At 65.7% G+C, this 16,158-nt stretch carries 15 protein-coding genes; 10 read left to right on the top strand and 5 right to left on the bottom strand.

The window, feature by feature from the left end:
• Positions 1-140 (bottom strand): AAA family ATPase (locus AC1AUD_RS04780; protein ID WP_476572588.1); only part of this gene is annotated, 140 nt, incomplete at its 3' end.
• A gap of 529 nt (positions 141-669) precedes the next feature.
• Between AC1AUD_RS04780 and rplJ the strand changes: the two genes are divergently transcribed.
• The 5 genes from rplJ to AC1AUD_RS04755 all read left to right on the top strand — a co-directional run bounded on the left by rplJ (position 670) and on the right by AC1AUD_RS04755 (position 7,106).
• Complete coding sequence (gene rplJ / locus AC1AUD_RS04775; RefSeq protein WP_476572563.1) at positions 670-1,191, top strand: 50S ribosomal protein L10; 522 nt, start codon at positions 670-672, stop codon at positions 1,189-1,191.
• Positions 1,192-1,317: 126 nt separating this feature from the next.
• Positions 1,318-1,701, top strand: a complete 384-nt coding sequence (gene rplL / locus AC1AUD_RS04770) for a 50S ribosomal protein L7/L12 (RefSeq protein WP_476572562.1) — start codon at positions 1,318-1,320, stop codon at positions 1,699-1,701.
• Between the two features lie 223 nt (positions 1,702-1,924).
• Complete coding sequence (locus AC1AUD_RS04765; protein WP_476572586.1) at positions 1,925-3,283, top strand: variant leucine-rich repeat-containing protein; 1,359 nt, start codon at positions 1,925-1,927, stop codon at positions 3,281-3,283.
• Positions 3,284-3,288: 5 nt separating this feature from the next.
• Positions 3,289-6,909 carry a helicase gene (locus AC1AUD_RS04760; protein ID WP_476572561.1) on the top strand — a complete coding sequence of 1,207 codons (3,621 nt, stop codon included), beginning with the start codon at positions 3,289-3,291 and terminating at the stop codon, positions 6,907-6,909.
• Positions 6,906-7,106, top strand: coding sequence for a hypothetical protein (locus tag AC1AUD_RS04755; RefSeq protein ID WP_476572560.1), 201 nt, complete (start codon positions 6,906-6,908; stop codon positions 7,104-7,106). Before AC1AUD_RS04760 ends, AC1AUD_RS04755 begins: the two co-directional genes overlap by 4 nt.
• A 72-nt stretch (positions 7,107-7,178) precedes the next feature.
• Here AC1AUD_RS04755 and phoU read toward each other — a convergent pair whose 3' ends face one another.
• Positions 7,179-7,859: a phosphate signaling complex protein PhoU gene (phoU, locus tag AC1AUD_RS04750; RefSeq protein WP_476572559.1), complete on the bottom strand. Its 681-nt coding sequence runs from the start codon at positions 7,857-7,859 to the stop codon at positions 7,179-7,181.
• A gap of 223 nt (positions 7,860-8,082) precedes the next feature.
• On the opposite strand from phoU, the gene AC1AUD_RS04745 reads away from it, so the two are divergent.
• Positions 8,083-9,357: a sensor histidine kinase gene (locus tag AC1AUD_RS04745; RefSeq protein WP_476572557.1), complete on the top strand. Its 1,275-nt coding sequence runs from the start codon at positions 8,083-8,085 to the stop codon at positions 9,355-9,357.
• Positions 9,358-9,603: 246 nt separating this feature from the next.
• Here AC1AUD_RS04745 and AC1AUD_RS04740 read toward each other — a convergent pair whose 3' ends face one another.
• Entirely contained in the window at positions 9,604-9,861 is a 258-nt protein-coding gene (locus tag AC1AUD_RS04740; protein WP_476572555.1) for a DUF2530 domain-containing protein, read from the bottom strand.
• A gap of 48 nt (positions 9,862-9,909) precedes the next feature.
• Complete coding sequence (gene serC / locus AC1AUD_RS04735; RefSeq protein WP_476572553.1) at positions 9,910-11,049, bottom strand: phosphoserine transaminase; 1,140 nt, start codon at positions 11,047-11,049, stop codon at positions 9,910-9,912.
• A 371-nt stretch (positions 11,050-11,420) separates the two neighbouring features.
• Between serC and AC1AUD_RS04730 the strand changes: the two genes are divergently transcribed.
• The 4 genes from AC1AUD_RS04730 to AC1AUD_RS04715 all read left to right on the top strand — a co-directional run bounded on the left by AC1AUD_RS04730 (position 11,421) and on the right by AC1AUD_RS04715 (position 15,343).
• Entirely contained in the window at positions 11,421-12,362 is a 942-nt protein-coding gene (locus AC1AUD_RS04730) for a CHAP domain-containing protein (RefSeq protein ID WP_476572551.1), read from the top strand.
• Positions 12,363-12,525: 163 nt separating this feature from the next.
• Positions 12,526-13,296, top strand: coding sequence for an NlpC/P60 family protein (locus AC1AUD_RS04725; RefSeq protein WP_476572549.1), 771 nt, complete (start codon positions 12,526-12,528; stop codon positions 13,294-13,296).
• A 112-nt stretch (positions 13,297-13,408) separates the two neighbouring features.
• Positions 13,409-14,152: a C40 family peptidase gene (locus AC1AUD_RS04720; protein WP_476572547.1), complete on the top strand. Its 744-nt coding sequence runs from the start codon at positions 13,409-13,411 to the stop codon at positions 14,150-14,152.
• 153 nt (positions 14,153-14,305) lie between these two features.
• The gene (locus tag AC1AUD_RS04715) at positions 14,306-15,343 is read left to right on the top strand and encodes a universal stress protein (RefSeq protein ID WP_476572545.1); all 1,038 of its coding nucleotides are present in this window, start codon (positions 14,306-14,308) and stop codon (positions 15,341-15,343) included.
• Between the two features lie 206 nt (positions 15,344-15,549).
• Here the strand turns inward: AC1AUD_RS04715 and AC1AUD_RS04710 are convergent, their stop codons facing one another.
• Positions 15,550-15,963: an OsmC family protein gene (locus AC1AUD_RS04710; RefSeq protein WP_476572543.1), complete on the bottom strand. Its 414-nt coding sequence runs from the start codon at positions 15,961-15,963 to the stop codon at positions 15,550-15,552.
• Between the last annotated feature and the right edge of the window lie 195 nt (positions 15,964-16,158).

The raw sequence follows: 16,158 nt of genomic DNA, 5'->3' as shown, positions 1-16,158 counted from the left end.
GGGTCGTCCGCCGCTGCCGCGCGGATCTGCGGGTCCTCCAGATTGACGTACCTGTAGTCCGGGAACACGTCGCGCACCAGCGTCGACTTGCCACTCTGCCGCGGGCCCGTCACAGACACTACGGGAAACCATGAGGCCATCTGTCTGGCCTGTTCGGAGAGAACGCGTGGAATCATGATGCTTCCTTCTGCGAGTCACGGGTTTATGGTCCCTGATTTTACATTAGAAATTACCGAAATCATACATTAATAATTTCAATAATCTGTCATTAGAAAGTTCCGAGATATAGCATTAGCGACGATAATCCGTGATGAATCTGCCTCATTCTGTAACTATCTGCCTCATTTTGGGTGAAAATGAGGCAGATTAACCCGCCGATGAGGCAGAAGCATAAAAGCGACACGCCCGAAATCCGCACCGGTCAAGACCAGCGCGTATCTTAGCCACTCGTAAACCACAGACCGTTGGTTGAAGGTGACGCAAGAAGCCTTCCGAAGTTTGGTTCGCCAAGCCAGCGCAGGTTGAGAGATATAAGCCCGCGAGGGCGCGCAAGTGAACTTGCGAGGTTATGTTGCTCTGCCTGTGCGCAGGGCTTTTTTATTGCCCTGGGGCATCGCCCGGCAAAGCGGCCGAACCCGAGTGCCGACGGCCGTTCAAGGAAGGAACGCCATGAAGAGGCCCGAAAAGGAAGCGGTGGTCGCTCAGCTTACGGAGCAGTTCCGTAACGCTGACGCTGTCTACCTGACCGAGTACCGCGGGCTTACCGTTCCGCAGATCTCCGATCTGCGCGAAAAGCTAGGCCGCGATACTTCCTACACCGTGGCAAAGAACACGCTGGCTCGCATCGCCGCCAAAGAAGCGGGCGTGGAAGGCTTGGACGAGCTCCTCGCCGGCCCGACCGCCGTCACCTTCGTGAAGGGTGACTTCATCGAGGCTGCGAAGGTCATCCGTGACTTCGCCAAGGACAACAAGGCTCTGGTCATCAAGGGTGCCGCCGCTGACGGCACTGTCTACGATGCCGAGGGCGCCAAGAAGCTGGCGGATCTCAAGTCCCGCCCGCAGCTGCTTGCCGAGTTCGCCGGCGACGTCAAGGCGTCGATGGCGAAGGCCGCGTATCTGTTCAACGCCCTGCCGACCAAGGCTGTGCGCACGATCGATGCGCTGCGCGAAAAGCAGGAGAAGGCCGCCTGATTCACTTCGGCAGGCCACCTGGCCCGCCGCGAGAAGCAGTGCGCTTCGCATATAAATTAAACACAAGGTTTATCGGCTGCGGATTTCACCACTTCGTCCGCCGCCAGCATAAGAAAGGAAGCCATTATGGCTAAGTACACCAACGATGAGCTGCTGGAAGCCTTCGGCGAGATGACCCTCGTCGAGCTCTCTGAGTTCGTGAAGGCCTTCGAGGAGAAGTTCGACGTCGAGGCCGCCGCTCCGGCCGCCGTGGCCGTGGCCGCCGCTCCGGGCGCCGCTGCCGCCGCCGAGGAGGAGAAGGATGAGTTCGACGTCATCCTGTCCGCCGTTGGCGACAAGAAGATCCAGGTCATCAAGGCCGTGCGTGCCATCACCAACCTCGGCCTGGCCGAGGCCAAGGCCCTCGTGGACGGCGCTCCGAAGCCGGTCCTCGAGAAGGCCAAGAAGGACGACGCCGACAAGGCCAAGGCCGCTCTGGAAGAGGCCGGCGCCACCGTCGAGGTCAAGTGATTTCAGCGGGATATCCCGCATACATCGCTTCACAGGAACCCCGTTCGCCCATTGGGCGGCGGGGTTCCGCCGTTCTGGCCCCAAAGGGGGCGCTAATACGAGGATTATGCAATTCCTCGCCCTTGAATCCCCGAAAATCCAACGGACCATGACACAATAAGCACTAGTTGTGTATAAGAGGGAAAGGAAGGCCGACACCGTGGGTGCTGATCAGACGACATGGATGGTGAAGGTCAACGGGGCGGAGCGGGCCAATGTGGCGCCGGGCGAGCGCATCGAGATCGGGCGCAAACCCATGCGCCCCCTGCCCGATGACGGCATTCCCCGCCTCGAAGTCGTCGACGGCACCCGTTCGATGTCGAAGCGCCACGCCGTCTTCAGCGTCGAGGCCAACGGCGCCGCTTTGCTGCGAGACCTCGACTCCACCAATGGCTCCTACGTCGTCAGCCCCAACGGGGACCTCATGCGTCTGCCGGCGGGCGTGGATTTTCCGCTGCCCTCGACGACGATGCGCATGCAGTTCGGCGATGTGCCCGTCGATTTCGTGCGGGCCGAGCATCCCGCCACAGGCCCCTCCGAGCCGGTGCCTGATCTGTTCGGATATGCGGCCGCAGGCAGCCATCAGGAGCCCGACGCCGCGGGCATGTCGGTCGACGACATTCTCAACCTGAGGGCCGGCGAACCGACCACGATGTTCGACGCCGCGCAGGTGCAGCGCCGCGCCGCCGACCTCAACGAGGCCGAATCCCGCGTCTATCCGCCGGCGGGCCTTGGCACGCCCCAGGACGACGATCCCTTCGCCGGGCCGCAGGTCGATTCGATGCCGATCAATGTGGGCGCGTCCGTCGATCCCGGGGACAGCGAGCCGCGCGACCTGTTCTCCGACGCGCTGGACGATTCCATCAGCGCCGAAGGTCAATGGACGGAGGAGGCCGGCGAGGCGTCGAGCGCCGCCGATGCGGCCGACGCCATCGAAACGACGATATCGGTGAACGCCGTGTTCGGCTCGTCCGCGGCAGCCGCCGACGACGGGGCCGCGGAGGTGTCGGAGCCGTCCGAACCCGTCGAGGCCGCGGCGTCCGACGCCGATGAGGTCCGGGATATCCCGGCGCAGGCGTCGGATGCGGAAGACGATTCCCCGACGGATGCGACCGATATGACGCCCTCCGACGGAGCGCGGACCGAGGACCCCGGGCAGGACCCGGTGTCCGACGACGGCCAGGTCGATTGCCAACGCTATATGCCCTCCGCGGACGAGACCGCTGACGGGGCGCAGGAGACATACACCCCCGCCTTCGAACCCGGCTCCGTTTTCGAGCGTGTGTCCAAAGGCGAGTTCCAGCAGGCGGAACCGGCCGTCGAGGTCGAGGGGCTGACCTCCGAGGAGGCCAAGCGCACCGCAGATTTCTCGCTGCAATTTGAGATGGCGCGCCATCCGCAGCTGCTGCCGTTCCTGGCCATGAACCCGTCCCTGTATGACGACCTCTATGCCTGGTTGGCCGCCCAAGGCGACCCCGACATCGACCAGGCGCTGTCCCGCAACACGGGATATCAGGAATACCGCCAAGCGGTAGGGAAGTGAGCGATATGAGCGAACGCACCCACGAAACCGTCGCCGGATTGGACCGCATCCGCACCTGGCGCGAGCAATACCGCGCGGGTCTGGCGCCCTCGCCGCTCGAGGACGTCAACCAACTCGCGGCCCAACTTGACCTGACCCATGCGCATCCCTCCGGCATCGCCCAGCTGTTCGCCAGCGGACAGGCTCCGTTGGATTCGCTGTTCCGCGACAACGGCATGCTGCGCGCCGCCGTGCGCCGACTTGAGCGCGTGCTCGACGACAGGGCCGTCAAACAACGCGTCAGCGGCGTGGCCGAGCTTTCGCTGGTCGTCGGCGTGGCGACATGGAAGGGCAACGCGGTGCCCGTGCTGCTCTATCCGGTCGACGTGGCCGCCGGCCCGCACGGCGTCGAATCGGGCAGCGCCATCCGCTTCACCGGGCATGTCCGCCTCAACAGCGCCTTCGTCGCCGCGATGCGCGAGCAGGGCGTCGATCTCGACGAGACCGAGTTGTTCGACGGCTCGAACTACGACAGCGGCACCCCCGAGACCTCCGCGGTCTTCGCCGCGATCAGCGAGAAGGCGGCCGAGGCCTTCGCCGACTTCGTCATCGAGCGGCATATCGTGCTTGGCTGCTTCGTGTCCCCCTCCTCGCTGATGCTGGACGAAAGCCGGCGCATCATCGAACAACTTGAGCATGGGCCGACGGGCAACACGATCCTCGACGCGCTTGCCGGCAGCGAGGCCGCCGCGGCGACGCTGCGGGACGTCTCCCTGCCCGACTACAGCCCCTTCGACGCCGACCCGCACACCGAATACGAAGTCGGCGACGTCGATAACACGGTGCGATACGCCGCCAACCTCGCGGCATCCGGGCACAGTGTCTTCGTCGACATCGCGGGCAGCGGCGACAGCGCGCAACAGGCCGCCGCCATCGCCGCCCGCTGCGTGATGAACGGGCGTTCGGTGCTCTACGTGCCCTGCGTCACCGAGCAGAAGCGTCGATTCTCGCAGGCCATCAAAGCCAACGAGCTGAGCGAACAGACGCTCGACGTGGCCGACGAGCATCTCGACGCGGCCATCGACCGTCAGCTCATCGCAGCCGTCGGTTTCCAACCCGGCGTCGCCACCCAGCGCTTTGACCAGCTCGCCGACGAGCTGGTGGGCGTGCGCTCGCGACTGACCCGCTATCTGGGCGACCTGCACGGCGTCAACGAGCAGTGGGGCGTGTCCGCATATCAGACCATCCAGAACCTCGCGGCCATCGCCGTGCTGCCGACGCATCCGGCGACCCATGTGCGCCTTGGAGCCGGCGCCGCGCGCGCCCTCGGCGGGCATCTGGACGAATGGGCCTCCAGGCTGCGCCGGGCCGGCGAGCTGGGCGAATTCACGCTCGACGCGGCCGACACCGCCTGGTACCGCGCCTCGCTGACCAGCGAGGAGGACGCCGTGGCCGCCTATCAGCGCGTCGTGGACCTGCTGCAGAAACTGCTTCCGGCCACGCGCGAGCAGGTCGCGTCCACCGTCGAGACCTGCGGCTTCCCCGTGCCGAACACCGTGCAGGAGTGGGCGCGGCAGGTCACCGTGCTCAAGAACCTCAGGCGTGTGCTCGACGTCTTCCAGCCCGAGATCTTCGAACGCGACATCGATTCGATGATCGAGGCGACCAAGCCCAAGGCCGCGCGCAAGGCCGAAGGCAGCTCGATGGGGTTCTGGGAGCGCCGCCGCCATGTCAAGGAGGCGCGCGGGCTGCTGCGCGTCGGCGCGCAGGTCGAGGACCTGCACGAGGCGTTGAAGGTCGTGGCCCGTCAGGCCGAGCAGTGGCGCATGTTCGTGCCGCAGAGCGGCTGGCCCGTGCTGCCCGGAAAACTCGACGGCATCATCGAAACGCTCGAGGCGCTGACCAGCGACATGACCGCGCTCGATGCGGTGCTCGCCACGACGCCCGCCGGAGGCAACCTCGAGAACGTGGACCTCAACACCGTCGAGGAACGGCTCAAGGCATTGTTCGACGACCACAAGGCCCTCGACACGCTGCCCGAGCGCTGCTGCCTCGAGCAGGAGTTCGCCTCGGCCGGCCTCGAGGAGCTGGTGGACGACTTCCGCTCGCGCCGACTGCCCGTGGAGGCGGTCTCGGGCGAGCTGCAGCTCGCTTGGTGGACCACGGTGTTCGAGGACATCGTGCGTTCCTCCGCGATCATCTCCAACCAGGACGGCTCGGCCATGCAGGCCGCAGCCGACCGTTTCGCGCAGGTCGACGTCGAGCATGTGCGCTCGGTCGGCCCGATGGTGGCGCAGGAATCCATGCGCCGCCTGTGCGACATGCTCTTCTCCCGCACGCAGGAGGCCAACCAGCTGCACACCGTGCTGGCCGGAGGCGCCGATGTGCCGTTGGATCGCATCCGCCGGGACCATCCCGAGATCCTGTCCGCCGCCAAGCCGATCATGATGGCCACTCCGGCCACGCTTGCCGCGCTCACCGATCCGTCGACGATGGCCGATGTGGCCATCGTCGACGCGGCCGCGCATATCCCCGCGGTCCAGCTGCTGTCGATCATCAGCCGCGCCCGCCAGATCGTCGTGCTGGCCCATAGGGCCACGGTCACCTCCGAGGGCGTGCTCTCGCTGGCCGAGGTGCTGCCCGTCGTGCGCACGGTGTCGGCGCCGGTGCGTCGCGCCCCGAGGCTGAGCGCCTTCCTCGAGACCGAGGGATATGGCGATGTGCGGTACGATGTGGCCAACGACGCGGTCTGTGGCCGTGTGCGCTTCCACCGCATCGAGGCCAACGGCGTGCCCGTCATGGCCAGTGGGTTGGTGGAGTCCAGCCAACAGGAGATCGACGAGGTGGTGCGCATCATCACCGAGCGCGCCGGCCGTTTCACGATCGTGCCGGCCGGCTACCAGCTGGCCGTCGTCACGCTGACCGCGACCTTCCGCGCGCGCCTCGGCGCCGAGCTCAAGGCCATCGCCGCCAGGGACGAGGGCATGGAGCGTTTCCTGCGCCATGTGCGGCTCGTCGACATCCGCGACGTGGCCGGCGCGCGCGCCACGGACGTCGTGCTGTCCTTCAGCTACGCCAAGACCATGCACGGACGTCTGCTTCAGCAGTTCGGCGAGCTCGAGGGCGATGGCGGCCGCGGCATGCTGCTTGACGCCCTGGCGCTGGCGAACAGGGACCTCGACATCGTGTCCGCCTTCGGATCGGAGGATATGGACGACGAGCGTCTGCACCAGCCCGGTCCCCGCATGCTCAAGGATGTGCTCGCATGGGCGGAGCAGTTGGACGGGGAGCCTGTCCGTCCGTCCGTCTCGACGATGGGCGAGAACGTGCTGTTCAACGATCTCGCCGAGCGCATCCGCGCGCGCGGCCTCGAGGTCGCGGTCGACTATGGCTTCGACAAGGGGCTGCGCATTCCTCTGGCCGTGGGGCTCAAGGACCGGCCCTTCGCCCTGGCCGTCCTCACCGACGACGCCGGCTTCATGTCGATCGAGTCCACGCGTCGCCGCCATCGTGTGATGGAACAGGATCTGGCGTTCCTCGGCTGGCCCGTGATGACCGTGTGGAGCGTCGGCGCCTTCGTCAATCCCGACAAGGAGGTCGACCGCATCGTGGCGCGCATCGGCGAGATCTATCAGGAGGCGAAGTGAGCGAGTATTCCCCGGACCGCCGCACGCCGCGCAAGCATAGGCGCGTCGTGCGCGAGGGCACCGAGCGTTTCGACGCCGACGGCGTCAAACTCGAACCCGGCGATATGCTCACCGAGCGTCAGCGCTCCGACGACGACGACCGCCGCATATTGGGCGAGCTGCCGCCGCATTGGGCGGTATTCAACGAAAAACAGTGAACATATACGAAGAACCCCGGTTCCATATGGAGACCGGGGTTCTTCGTATATCGCCGACGGAATCTCCGCCCGTCAGTCGATGGCGCCCTCTTCGTCGCGGGTCGGCGCCTTGGTCGGGTCGAAGCCGGAGACGATGAAGACGACGCGGCGCGCGGCGGAGACGGCATGGTCGCCGAGGCGCTCCAGGAAACGCCCGAGCAGCACGATGTCGATCATCTGTTGACGGCTGAGGTCCACATTCTCGTCGAGCGCCAGTTCGAAGGTCTTCGAATGCAGCGCGTCGAGTTTGTCGTCGTCGGTGATGATGCGTTCGGCGGTTTTGGCGTCGCGGTCGGCGAGCATGCTGACCAGGCGGTCTGCGGCCTCGTCGAGGAAGTCCTGCATGGCCGTGAAGGTCTCCTTCGCCTCCTCGGGCAGCGCGGAGGCGGGGTAGGCGCGGCGCGAGGTCTCCGCCACATGCTTGGCGAGGTCGCCCATGCGTTCGAAGGTGGTGGCCAGCCTCATCGTGGAGACGACCACGCGAAGATCGGTGGCCACCGGGTTCTGCTTGGCCAGCAGCTTGACGCACTGGTCGACGACGCTGGCCTCCAGCGCATCGAGCTCGATATCGCCGTCGATAACGGCCTGCGCGGCCTCGACGTCGGACTTGAGCAGCGCATCGCCCGCGCCATGGATGGCCTTGCGCACGCCCTGCGCCATACGGTCGAGGTCGTCGGCGACCGCCTTCATCTCCTCGTTAAAAATAACGCGCATCGAATTGAACCTTCCTTATCCATCGATATGCAACCTTCTCCAAGTCTATTGTGCCGACCCGTCTTTTCCGGGCGCGCCGTCCACTGGCCACCGTGCGTTTGCGGAGAATTCATCGGCGCGTTCATATTCCGTTCATATGCCGGCGTGTGTCGGTCGATATATGCTTTCGCCTTCGGCTATCCGTGGCGCTCCCATCGCGGCGCAAGTGTGGGAGAATGGCCCTATGTCCGATTCCCCGCTTCCCTCGATCATCATCTTCATGGTGTTCGGCGCGATGGCGCTCGGCGTGCTGGTCGTCCTCGTCCTGAGCATCTATGAGCGCATCCTGCCGATTATCGAACGTCATTCCGGAGGCGAGTCACTGCGCGAACGGCTGTCCGCCCGATTCGCCGCACTGCGCCGCCGGCATCGGCGCGAAACGGAGGACGAGGGGGACGATCTCGGCGACGACACCGCCGCTCTGATGTCGATGCTCTCCGTCGCCTCGGTGGTCGTGGACGAACATGACGAGGTGGTCCGCGCCAATCCGGGGGCGTATCGTCTTGGCGTCGTCGTGGACGACGCATTGGTCGAGCCGACCGTGCTCAAGGCCGTCCATGAGGTGCGCGCCGCCGGTGGACGCCGCTCCTTCGATCTGGAGACAAGCACACCGGAGCGGTTCGTCGGACGGGAGGACGCCCCATCCGGCGGTCGGCGGCCGGGCTCCGCCGCGGGCGTCAGCCGGCCGAACTGGCTCAAGGTGACCGTCGGACGCATCGACGACCGCTTCGTCGTCGTGCTGCTCGACGACGTGAGCGAGGCCATCCGGCTGGGCCAGATGCGCGACTCCTTCATCGTCAACGTCTCCGAGCAGCTGCTCAAGCCCACCGAGGCGCTGGAACGGCTCGCCGTCGAATTGGAACGTCCGGATATCGACCGGGATCGGCTGCGCCGTGACGCCCACGAGGTGCGTGTGACCAGCGGACATCTGAGCCATATGGTCTCCGATCTGCTGCTGCTCATCAAGGCACAGGAACCGGTCATGCCCGCGACGGCGAACCGTTTCCAAGTGATGGAGCAGCTGCGCGCCGTCGCCGACGAGCTGGCCCCGGTCGCACTCGAATACGGCGTGCGCATAGAGGTCTCCGGTGACGACGGACTGGTCAGCAACGGCGAGCCCGAGCAGATCCGCGCCGCCGTGTCCAAGCTCGTCGAGAACGCGATCGCATATTCTCCGCGTGGTGCCGCGGTCTCGCTGTCCGCCGCGATCGCCGACGATGGCGCGCATGCGCTCATCCGCGTCATCGACCAAGGCAAGGGCATCGCCAAAGCCGAGCAATCCCGTGTCTTCGAACGTTTCTACCGTGGTGCCGACCAAAGCAATCGCAGCATGGACGGCGTGGGGCTGGGGCTGGCCATCGTCAAGCACGTCGCCCTGACGCACCATGGCACCGTGGGCCTGTGGAGCGCGCCGGGGCAGGGAAGCACCTTCACCCTGACCCTGCCGCTCGCCCAGTGAGACACAATCCACTTTCCACTTTCCCATCCGCGCGGCGAAGCCGTACCCCCATCGTCGCCGCCCACGGTGCCATGATCTCCACGGTGCCATGATCTCCACGGTGCGGTAAACCCCACGGTGCGGTAAATCACGAAATGGCGGAATTCCGCCGAAATTGCGTTTGCCGCACGGTGGAGATTACATCACCGTGGAGATTGCGTCACCGTGGGGTTGGTATGTGGAAGGAAGTGCGTGTGTATGTATGGGTTATGCGCCCAGACGCCGGTAATCCCAGCGGTCGTAGTACTCCCAGATCAGCATCAGCACGCCGATGATGATGCCCGAGGCGGTGACGATGATCAGGGGCTCGGCCCATCCGCAGCCCAGGGCCACCAGCGCCAGGCATACGACCAAAGCGATGCCCCACAGCGCGGTGCCGATGCCGAACACCTTGCGCAGGTCGACGCGCACAGGCTTGGGCGCGGGCCGGCGCAGGGCCGGATCGATGATCGGGGCGAATCTCATAGGCCCCATCCTACCCATCGTGCCGACCGGCCCGCGTCATCCGGAAGGCTACAGGCGCTCGGCGATGTAGTCGATGCAGCCGGTCAATGCCTTGACATCGGACGGTTCGACCGAGGGGAAGACGCCGATGCGCAGCTGGTTGCGGCCAAGCTTGCGGTATCCGGCGGTGTCGACGATGCCGTTGCCGCGCAATGCCGCGACGACCTGCGAAGCGTCGATCGATTCGTCGAGGTCGATGGTGACGACCGCATTCGAGCGGGCGCCGGGGTCGGCGACGAAGGGCGTGGCGTAGTCCGAGCGCTCGGCCCAGGCATACAGCGTCGAGGCGGAGGCGGCGCAGCGGGCGGTCGCCCAGTCCATGCCGCCGTTCTCGTTGAGCCAGCGCACTTGCTCCGCGAGCATGATCAGCGTGGCCACGGCGGGGGTGTTCAGCGTCTGGTCCTTGCGGGAGTTCGCCAGCGCCTGCGTCAACGACAGGAAGGGCGGCACCCAGCGCGTCGCGCCCGGAAGGGCGGCGGATGCCTCCACGCGGGCCGCGCGCTCGATCGCATCGGGCGAGAGCACGGCGAGCCACAGGCCGCCGTCGGAGCCGAACGCCTTCTGCGGAGAGAAATAATAGGCGTCGGTCTCGCTCACATCGACGGGCAGGGCTCCGGAGGCGCTTGTGCCGTCCACGAGGGTGAGCGCGCCGGCCTCGCGTGTGCCGGCGACGCGCCGCACCGGGGCGGCCACGCCGGTCGAGGTCTCGTTATGCGCCCAGGCGTAGGCGTCCGCATCTTCGGTGAACTCGGGCAGACGCCAGGTGCCGGGCTCTCCCTCGAAGATCGCCGGAGCCTCGAGGAAGGGCGCGTTGGCGGCCGACTTGGCGAATTTCGCACTGAAGGAGCCGTAGGTGCCGAAGGCCGCGCGCCGCTCGATCAGGCAGGCGCAGGCGATCTCCCAGAAGGCGCTGGCCCCGCCATTGCCCAGCGCGACCTCATATCCGTCGGGCAGGCGAAGGAAGTCGGCGATGCCTTCGCGGATCGATCCGACGATTTGACGCACCGTGCTCTGCCGGTGCGAGGTGCCCAGCACCGTTGTGGCGCCCGCCTCGAGCGCGGCGATCTGATCGGGGCGGATTTTGCTCGGGCCCGAGCCGAAGCGTCCGTCCTCGGGCAGCATGTCCTTGGGAATAGTGATCGAAGCCATGTCGACAACGATATCCCCTCCGGTCCGCGCGGCGGACGGGATGCCCGGGTATCGGAACGCGGGGAGCCCACGGATATAGCGGTATATAGGAAAAGGACATGGGGGCATATGGAAGCCGTGGATATCAAAGCGGTTCGATATGACACGCCCGGGATATGTCGGCCTGCGGAAGATGCGTCCCGGCCTCGCCAAGGGGCCTGCGCCGCGCCATTTTCCGCGGTCCGTGGAGCTCTGGCGATTGAGGATGGTCCCTCGCCGGAGGGCGCCCGACTTGCCCGTTGGCGGGACCGCGTTGTAAGCTCGCCATTTGTGACGGTACTGTAAGCGCTCTCTTCGGGGTGCTGACGAACCCGGCAAGGAGTGATTCGAACATGAGGCATGGAGCCCATAAGGCAACCACGAGCCCTTCCCAGCCCACCCTTATCACGCGTTCGTTGTTCGCGGCCAAGCGCGGCACCCACACCACCAAGGCGGTGCGTGTGGCGCAGATGGCGCGGACCAATGGCGCGACCGTCGCCCTGAGCGACGAAGTGATGGACAAGATCAACGAGCTCGCGCCCCAGACCCGTCGCTCCATCCGCATGGCCTCCAAGGCCGCGGACCGCCACAACACCATCGTCGTCTCGGCCTCCTTGGCCGCGTTGGTCGGCACCGCCGCCACCGCGCTGGCCTTCGCGCAGGGCGAGCGCAATCCCATGCCGCTGGCCGATGATCCGGCCACCACGACCACGCAGATCAAACGTGTGAGCGACACGGCCGCCTCCCGTTCCCAGGATCGCACCCCGCTGTCCTCCCTGACCCAGGCCACCGACGGCACCTGGCAGCTCGGCGATGTGAACTCCGCCTACGACGTGAACAACATGTCGCGCTCCGAGGCCAACAATCCGAAGGTCGCGTCCATGATGGACGAGGACCAGGGCAAGCTGCCCGAGGGCTTCGACCCGAACCACGCCACCGGCGACTCCGGCAATGCCTATCCCTATGGCCAGTGCACCTGGTGGGCCTATGAGCGCCGCGTGCAGCTTGGCCTGCCGGTCGGCTCGCATCTGGGCAACGGCAATATGTGGGCCGAGTCCGCCAAGGCGCTCGGCTACTGGGTCGACAACACGGCCCGCCATGTCGGCGACGTCATCTCCTTCTCCGCCGGGCAGGAAGGCGCCGACGGATATTATGGCCACGTCGCGGTCGTCGAGAAGATCAACCCCGACGGCTCCATCGAGATCTCCGAGTCCAACGTCAAGGGCCTCGGCGTCATCTCCAACCGCACGTTCTCTGCCGAGAAGGCCGCCACGTTCACCTATATCCACTACTGACGGATATCGGCACGACGCAGATTTTCCGAAAGGACCGACGGTTCGAGCCGTCGGTCCTTGTCGTATTTCCGGCGCTTTCGATGTCCCCTGAGATGACGAATGCCGTTGGCTTGGAGTGTCGTGCCCAGTGAATTCCCAGTTTGAATGGGTATGGTCGCGCCTTATGAGAACCGGCTCCGCTTCGCTCCGTATCCTCACCTCCGTTGTCTGCGCTTCCGCACTGTGCGCGTTTGCCGCCTCCCCGGCCTCCGCCGCGCCAGCTGCTGGCGAATCCGCCTCCGCCGCCATTTCCGTCCGCTCGTTCCCTGGCATCGACGGCTCGAGGCTCGACCTGACCGCCGAGGCCGTGTCCACCGAGGTGGATGCCGACGCCGATTGGGGCGGCATCGAGGAGCTGGATGTGCCGCAGACGAAGTCCCAGGCCGAGAAACAGGCCGAACAGCAGGCCGAGGCCGTCAGGAAGGCCGAGGAGGAGGCTCGCGCCAAGGCCAGCGAGGATGCCGAGGTGACGGTGAACGCCGCATCGGTCGGCCAAGGTGCGTCGCGCGGCGCGGACCGCGTCGAGCTCGACGGCGTGAGCGATGGTGCCGCGGCCTCGATCCAAGCCGCCTATGGTCTTGTCGGCGCGACCGGCATGGACTGCACCGCGTTGGTCTCCGCCGCCCTCGCGGCCCGCGGCATCGATTTCCACGGCTGGCCGGAGCAGTATGTCAACGTGCCGGGCGGACAGATCGTCGCCGATGGTTCCTTGAAGCCGGGGGACATCCTTATCTACGCCTATACCATCGGCGCCAACGCCGGAACCGGTCACTACGACCATGTCGCGCTCTATGTGGGCAATGGCCAGGCCATCCACGGCGGATGGACCGGAGGGACCGTGGCGCTGGCCTCCGCCCTGCTCGACAGGCTGACCATCACCGTGCGCCTGCCCTGAGCATGGCGGCGTGGCGGCGAACATGGCATCCGCGCATGACATCCGCATTCCGTGGGAGGATGCGGATGTTTTTGTATGTGGGGGAATCGTGTGTGCTAGGATATTGATTTCGATGATGAAAGCCAAGCAAATCATATCGTCCATCGCCGCGATCGCCGCCGCGAGCACCATGCTCGCCCTGGCCGGACCGGTCGCCAACGCAGCCGAGGGCACCGACACGGCCGTCGCCTCCGCCCGTTCCTTCCCCAAGGTCACCTCCGTCAAGAAGAACCTGCTCGCCGAAGCCACTTCGACCTCCGCCGATGCCGACGCCGACTGGGGAGGCATCGAAAGCCTCGACGTGCCGCAGACCCAGTCGCAGGCCGAGAAGGACGCCGCCAAGGCCGCTGAACAGGCCGAAGCCGCCAATCAGGCGGCCAGCCGTTCCGAGCAGCGCCAGGATCTCGGCGCCGCGGCCTCCACGCAGTCCTCCGCCCCCACGGCCTCCATACCCACGCCGCCGGCCAGTGCCAATGGTTCCGCCATCGCGGCCTATGCCACCCAGTTCGTCGGATATCCCTACGCCTACGGCGGCAACACGCCCTCCGGCTGGGATTGCTCCGGCTTCGTGCAGTGGGTCTTCGCCCAGCAGGGCATCTCCCTGCCCCGCACCTCCGGCGCGCAGGCGACCGTCGGCGTCGCGGTGCCCAGCCTCGCCGAGGCCCAGCCCGGCGACATCCTTGCCGACGGCATCCACGCGGCCATCTACATCGGCGGCGGCATGGTCGTCAACGCGATGACCCCGGCCCTTGGCACCGGCATCTCCAGCACGGCCGTGTTCATGGGCCGTCCGTTCGCGATCCGCCGTGTGCTGTGAGCATGGCATAGACGAAGTCTTGTGATGAAGCGCCTCCTTGCGGGGCGCTTTTTCATAGTCGAAAACACACTCAATCGCGTGTCACGGGGTATTGTTGGTTGTACCGAGGCGATGCGACGCAGCGTCGTCTCCATGATGAATGAGGAGGTAACCATGATCAACGACAAGGCCATTCTCGTCGGCGTTGATGGTTCGAACGCGAGTTATAAGGCCACGTGGTGGGCGGCGAACTATGCCAAGCACGCGGGGCTGACGTTGCAGATCGTCTGCGCCTATTCCCTGCCCAGCTATGCCGCTGTGTCTTTTGACGCGACCTACACCGCGATGGGGGATGATAACGCGGCCCATTCGGACGCGCAGGAGATTCTGTCGAAGGCGAAGGCCATTGCCGACGAGCAGGGCGTCGAGGCCGCCACGCTTATCGTCACCGGCGATCCCGCATCGGTGTTCGTGGAGCTGAGTCGCAACTACAACCTCATCGTCATCGGCAACCGCGGCAAGGGCGGCCTGGCGGAGCGTCTGCTCGGCACCACCTCCTCCTCGCTGCCGGCCTATGCCTACTGCCCGATTGTGGTCGTGCCCTACACTGACGACGACGGCAACCTGATGCACCTGAACAACACGATCACCAAGGTGGCTGTCGGCTCCGACGAATCCAAGTGGGGTCTGAAGGCACTGGAGATCGCCGCCGACTTCGCGGCCGCATGGGGCGCCGAGCTCGACGTGATCTCCGCCGCCCCGCAGGTGCGCGGCACCGAGAACGACTCCGGCGTCTATGACGCCTATCAGGAGGATCTGGACACCCGTGTCAAGCCCCTGCAGGAGGCGCATCCGCAGCTGACGATCAACACCTCGATCGTGCCCGGCTCGGCCGCGGACGCCCTGACCAAGGCCTCCCACGACCATGACGTCGTCGTCGTCGGCTCTCGTGGCCGTGGCGGCTTCACCGGCCTGCTGCTCGGCTCGACGAGCCAGACGCTGCTGCAGCATTCGGTCGGCCCGGTCTATGTGGTGCCGCGCAAATACGTCGAGGCCGCCGAATCGCGTCTCGACACCGTGCCGAGCTCTCCGGCCGATGTGCCGGTCAAGCCGCTTGACGACATCTCCGGCGTCAAGGAGGTGCCGGTCACGCCGGCCGAGCCCGAGGTCGTCGCGAAGATCGAATCCGAGATCGATCCGAAGCACGAGTAGCGATTGCCTTTTATCCTCCCCGCGAGGGGAGGGAAGCAATTACCTTGAATCCTCCCCCTGTCGGGGGAGGTGCCCCGAAGGGGCGGAGGGGGGCCGACGAAACCCACGGAAAAGGGGTAGTCACACGGGAAACCAATCCCGGGTGACTACCCCTCCGTCGTTCTATGGACGCCACCTCCCCTCGCAAGGGGAGGATGGGATAAGAATTAACGGCGCACCGTCACGTCCATGCGCACCGGGGTCTCGGTGAGCAGCGTGTGCTTGACCGTGCAGCCCTTGTCCACATGACGCGTGATGCGCTCGGCGAGCTTCTCCGCGTCCTCATCGCTCAGCCCTGCGTCGATCGCGTCGACGACCAGCTGTTCGTTGAAGTTGAGGTAGGCATCCGTGTCGGCGTCATAGGTGCCGTCCACGACGATCTTCGCGCCCTTGCCCTCGCCGAGCGTATGCTCGATGGCGAACTGGCTGGACAGCGCCGCGCAGCCGGCCAGTGCGATCTTCATCAGATCGCCCGGCGTGAACTGCCCGCGGTCCTTGCCGAATTTGATATGAGCGCCGTCGTCGCTGAACGCGTCCCAGCTGCCGTCCTTGTTGCGCTCGACCCACAGTCGCTTGCTCATGTTTCCTCCTGTCGTTTCCAAGGGGTGTCGGATGTCCCTATCATAGGGCGACGGTCACAACTCGCAGATGGAAAATGCAAATGGCGGAATTCCGCGCAAACGTTTTTCCTATCTCCGAGTTCTCACCGTCGGCCGTTAGACTGGTGCCCATGGCTTTGACTGAAGAACAGCTCGCGGACATTCGCTCCCGCATCC

The sequence above is a fragment of the Bifidobacterium sp. LH_730 genome, from assembly GCF_056355835.1.
Note: the sequence above shows the minus strand (reverse complement) of the source record. Positions and strands in the feature narration are given on the sequence as shown.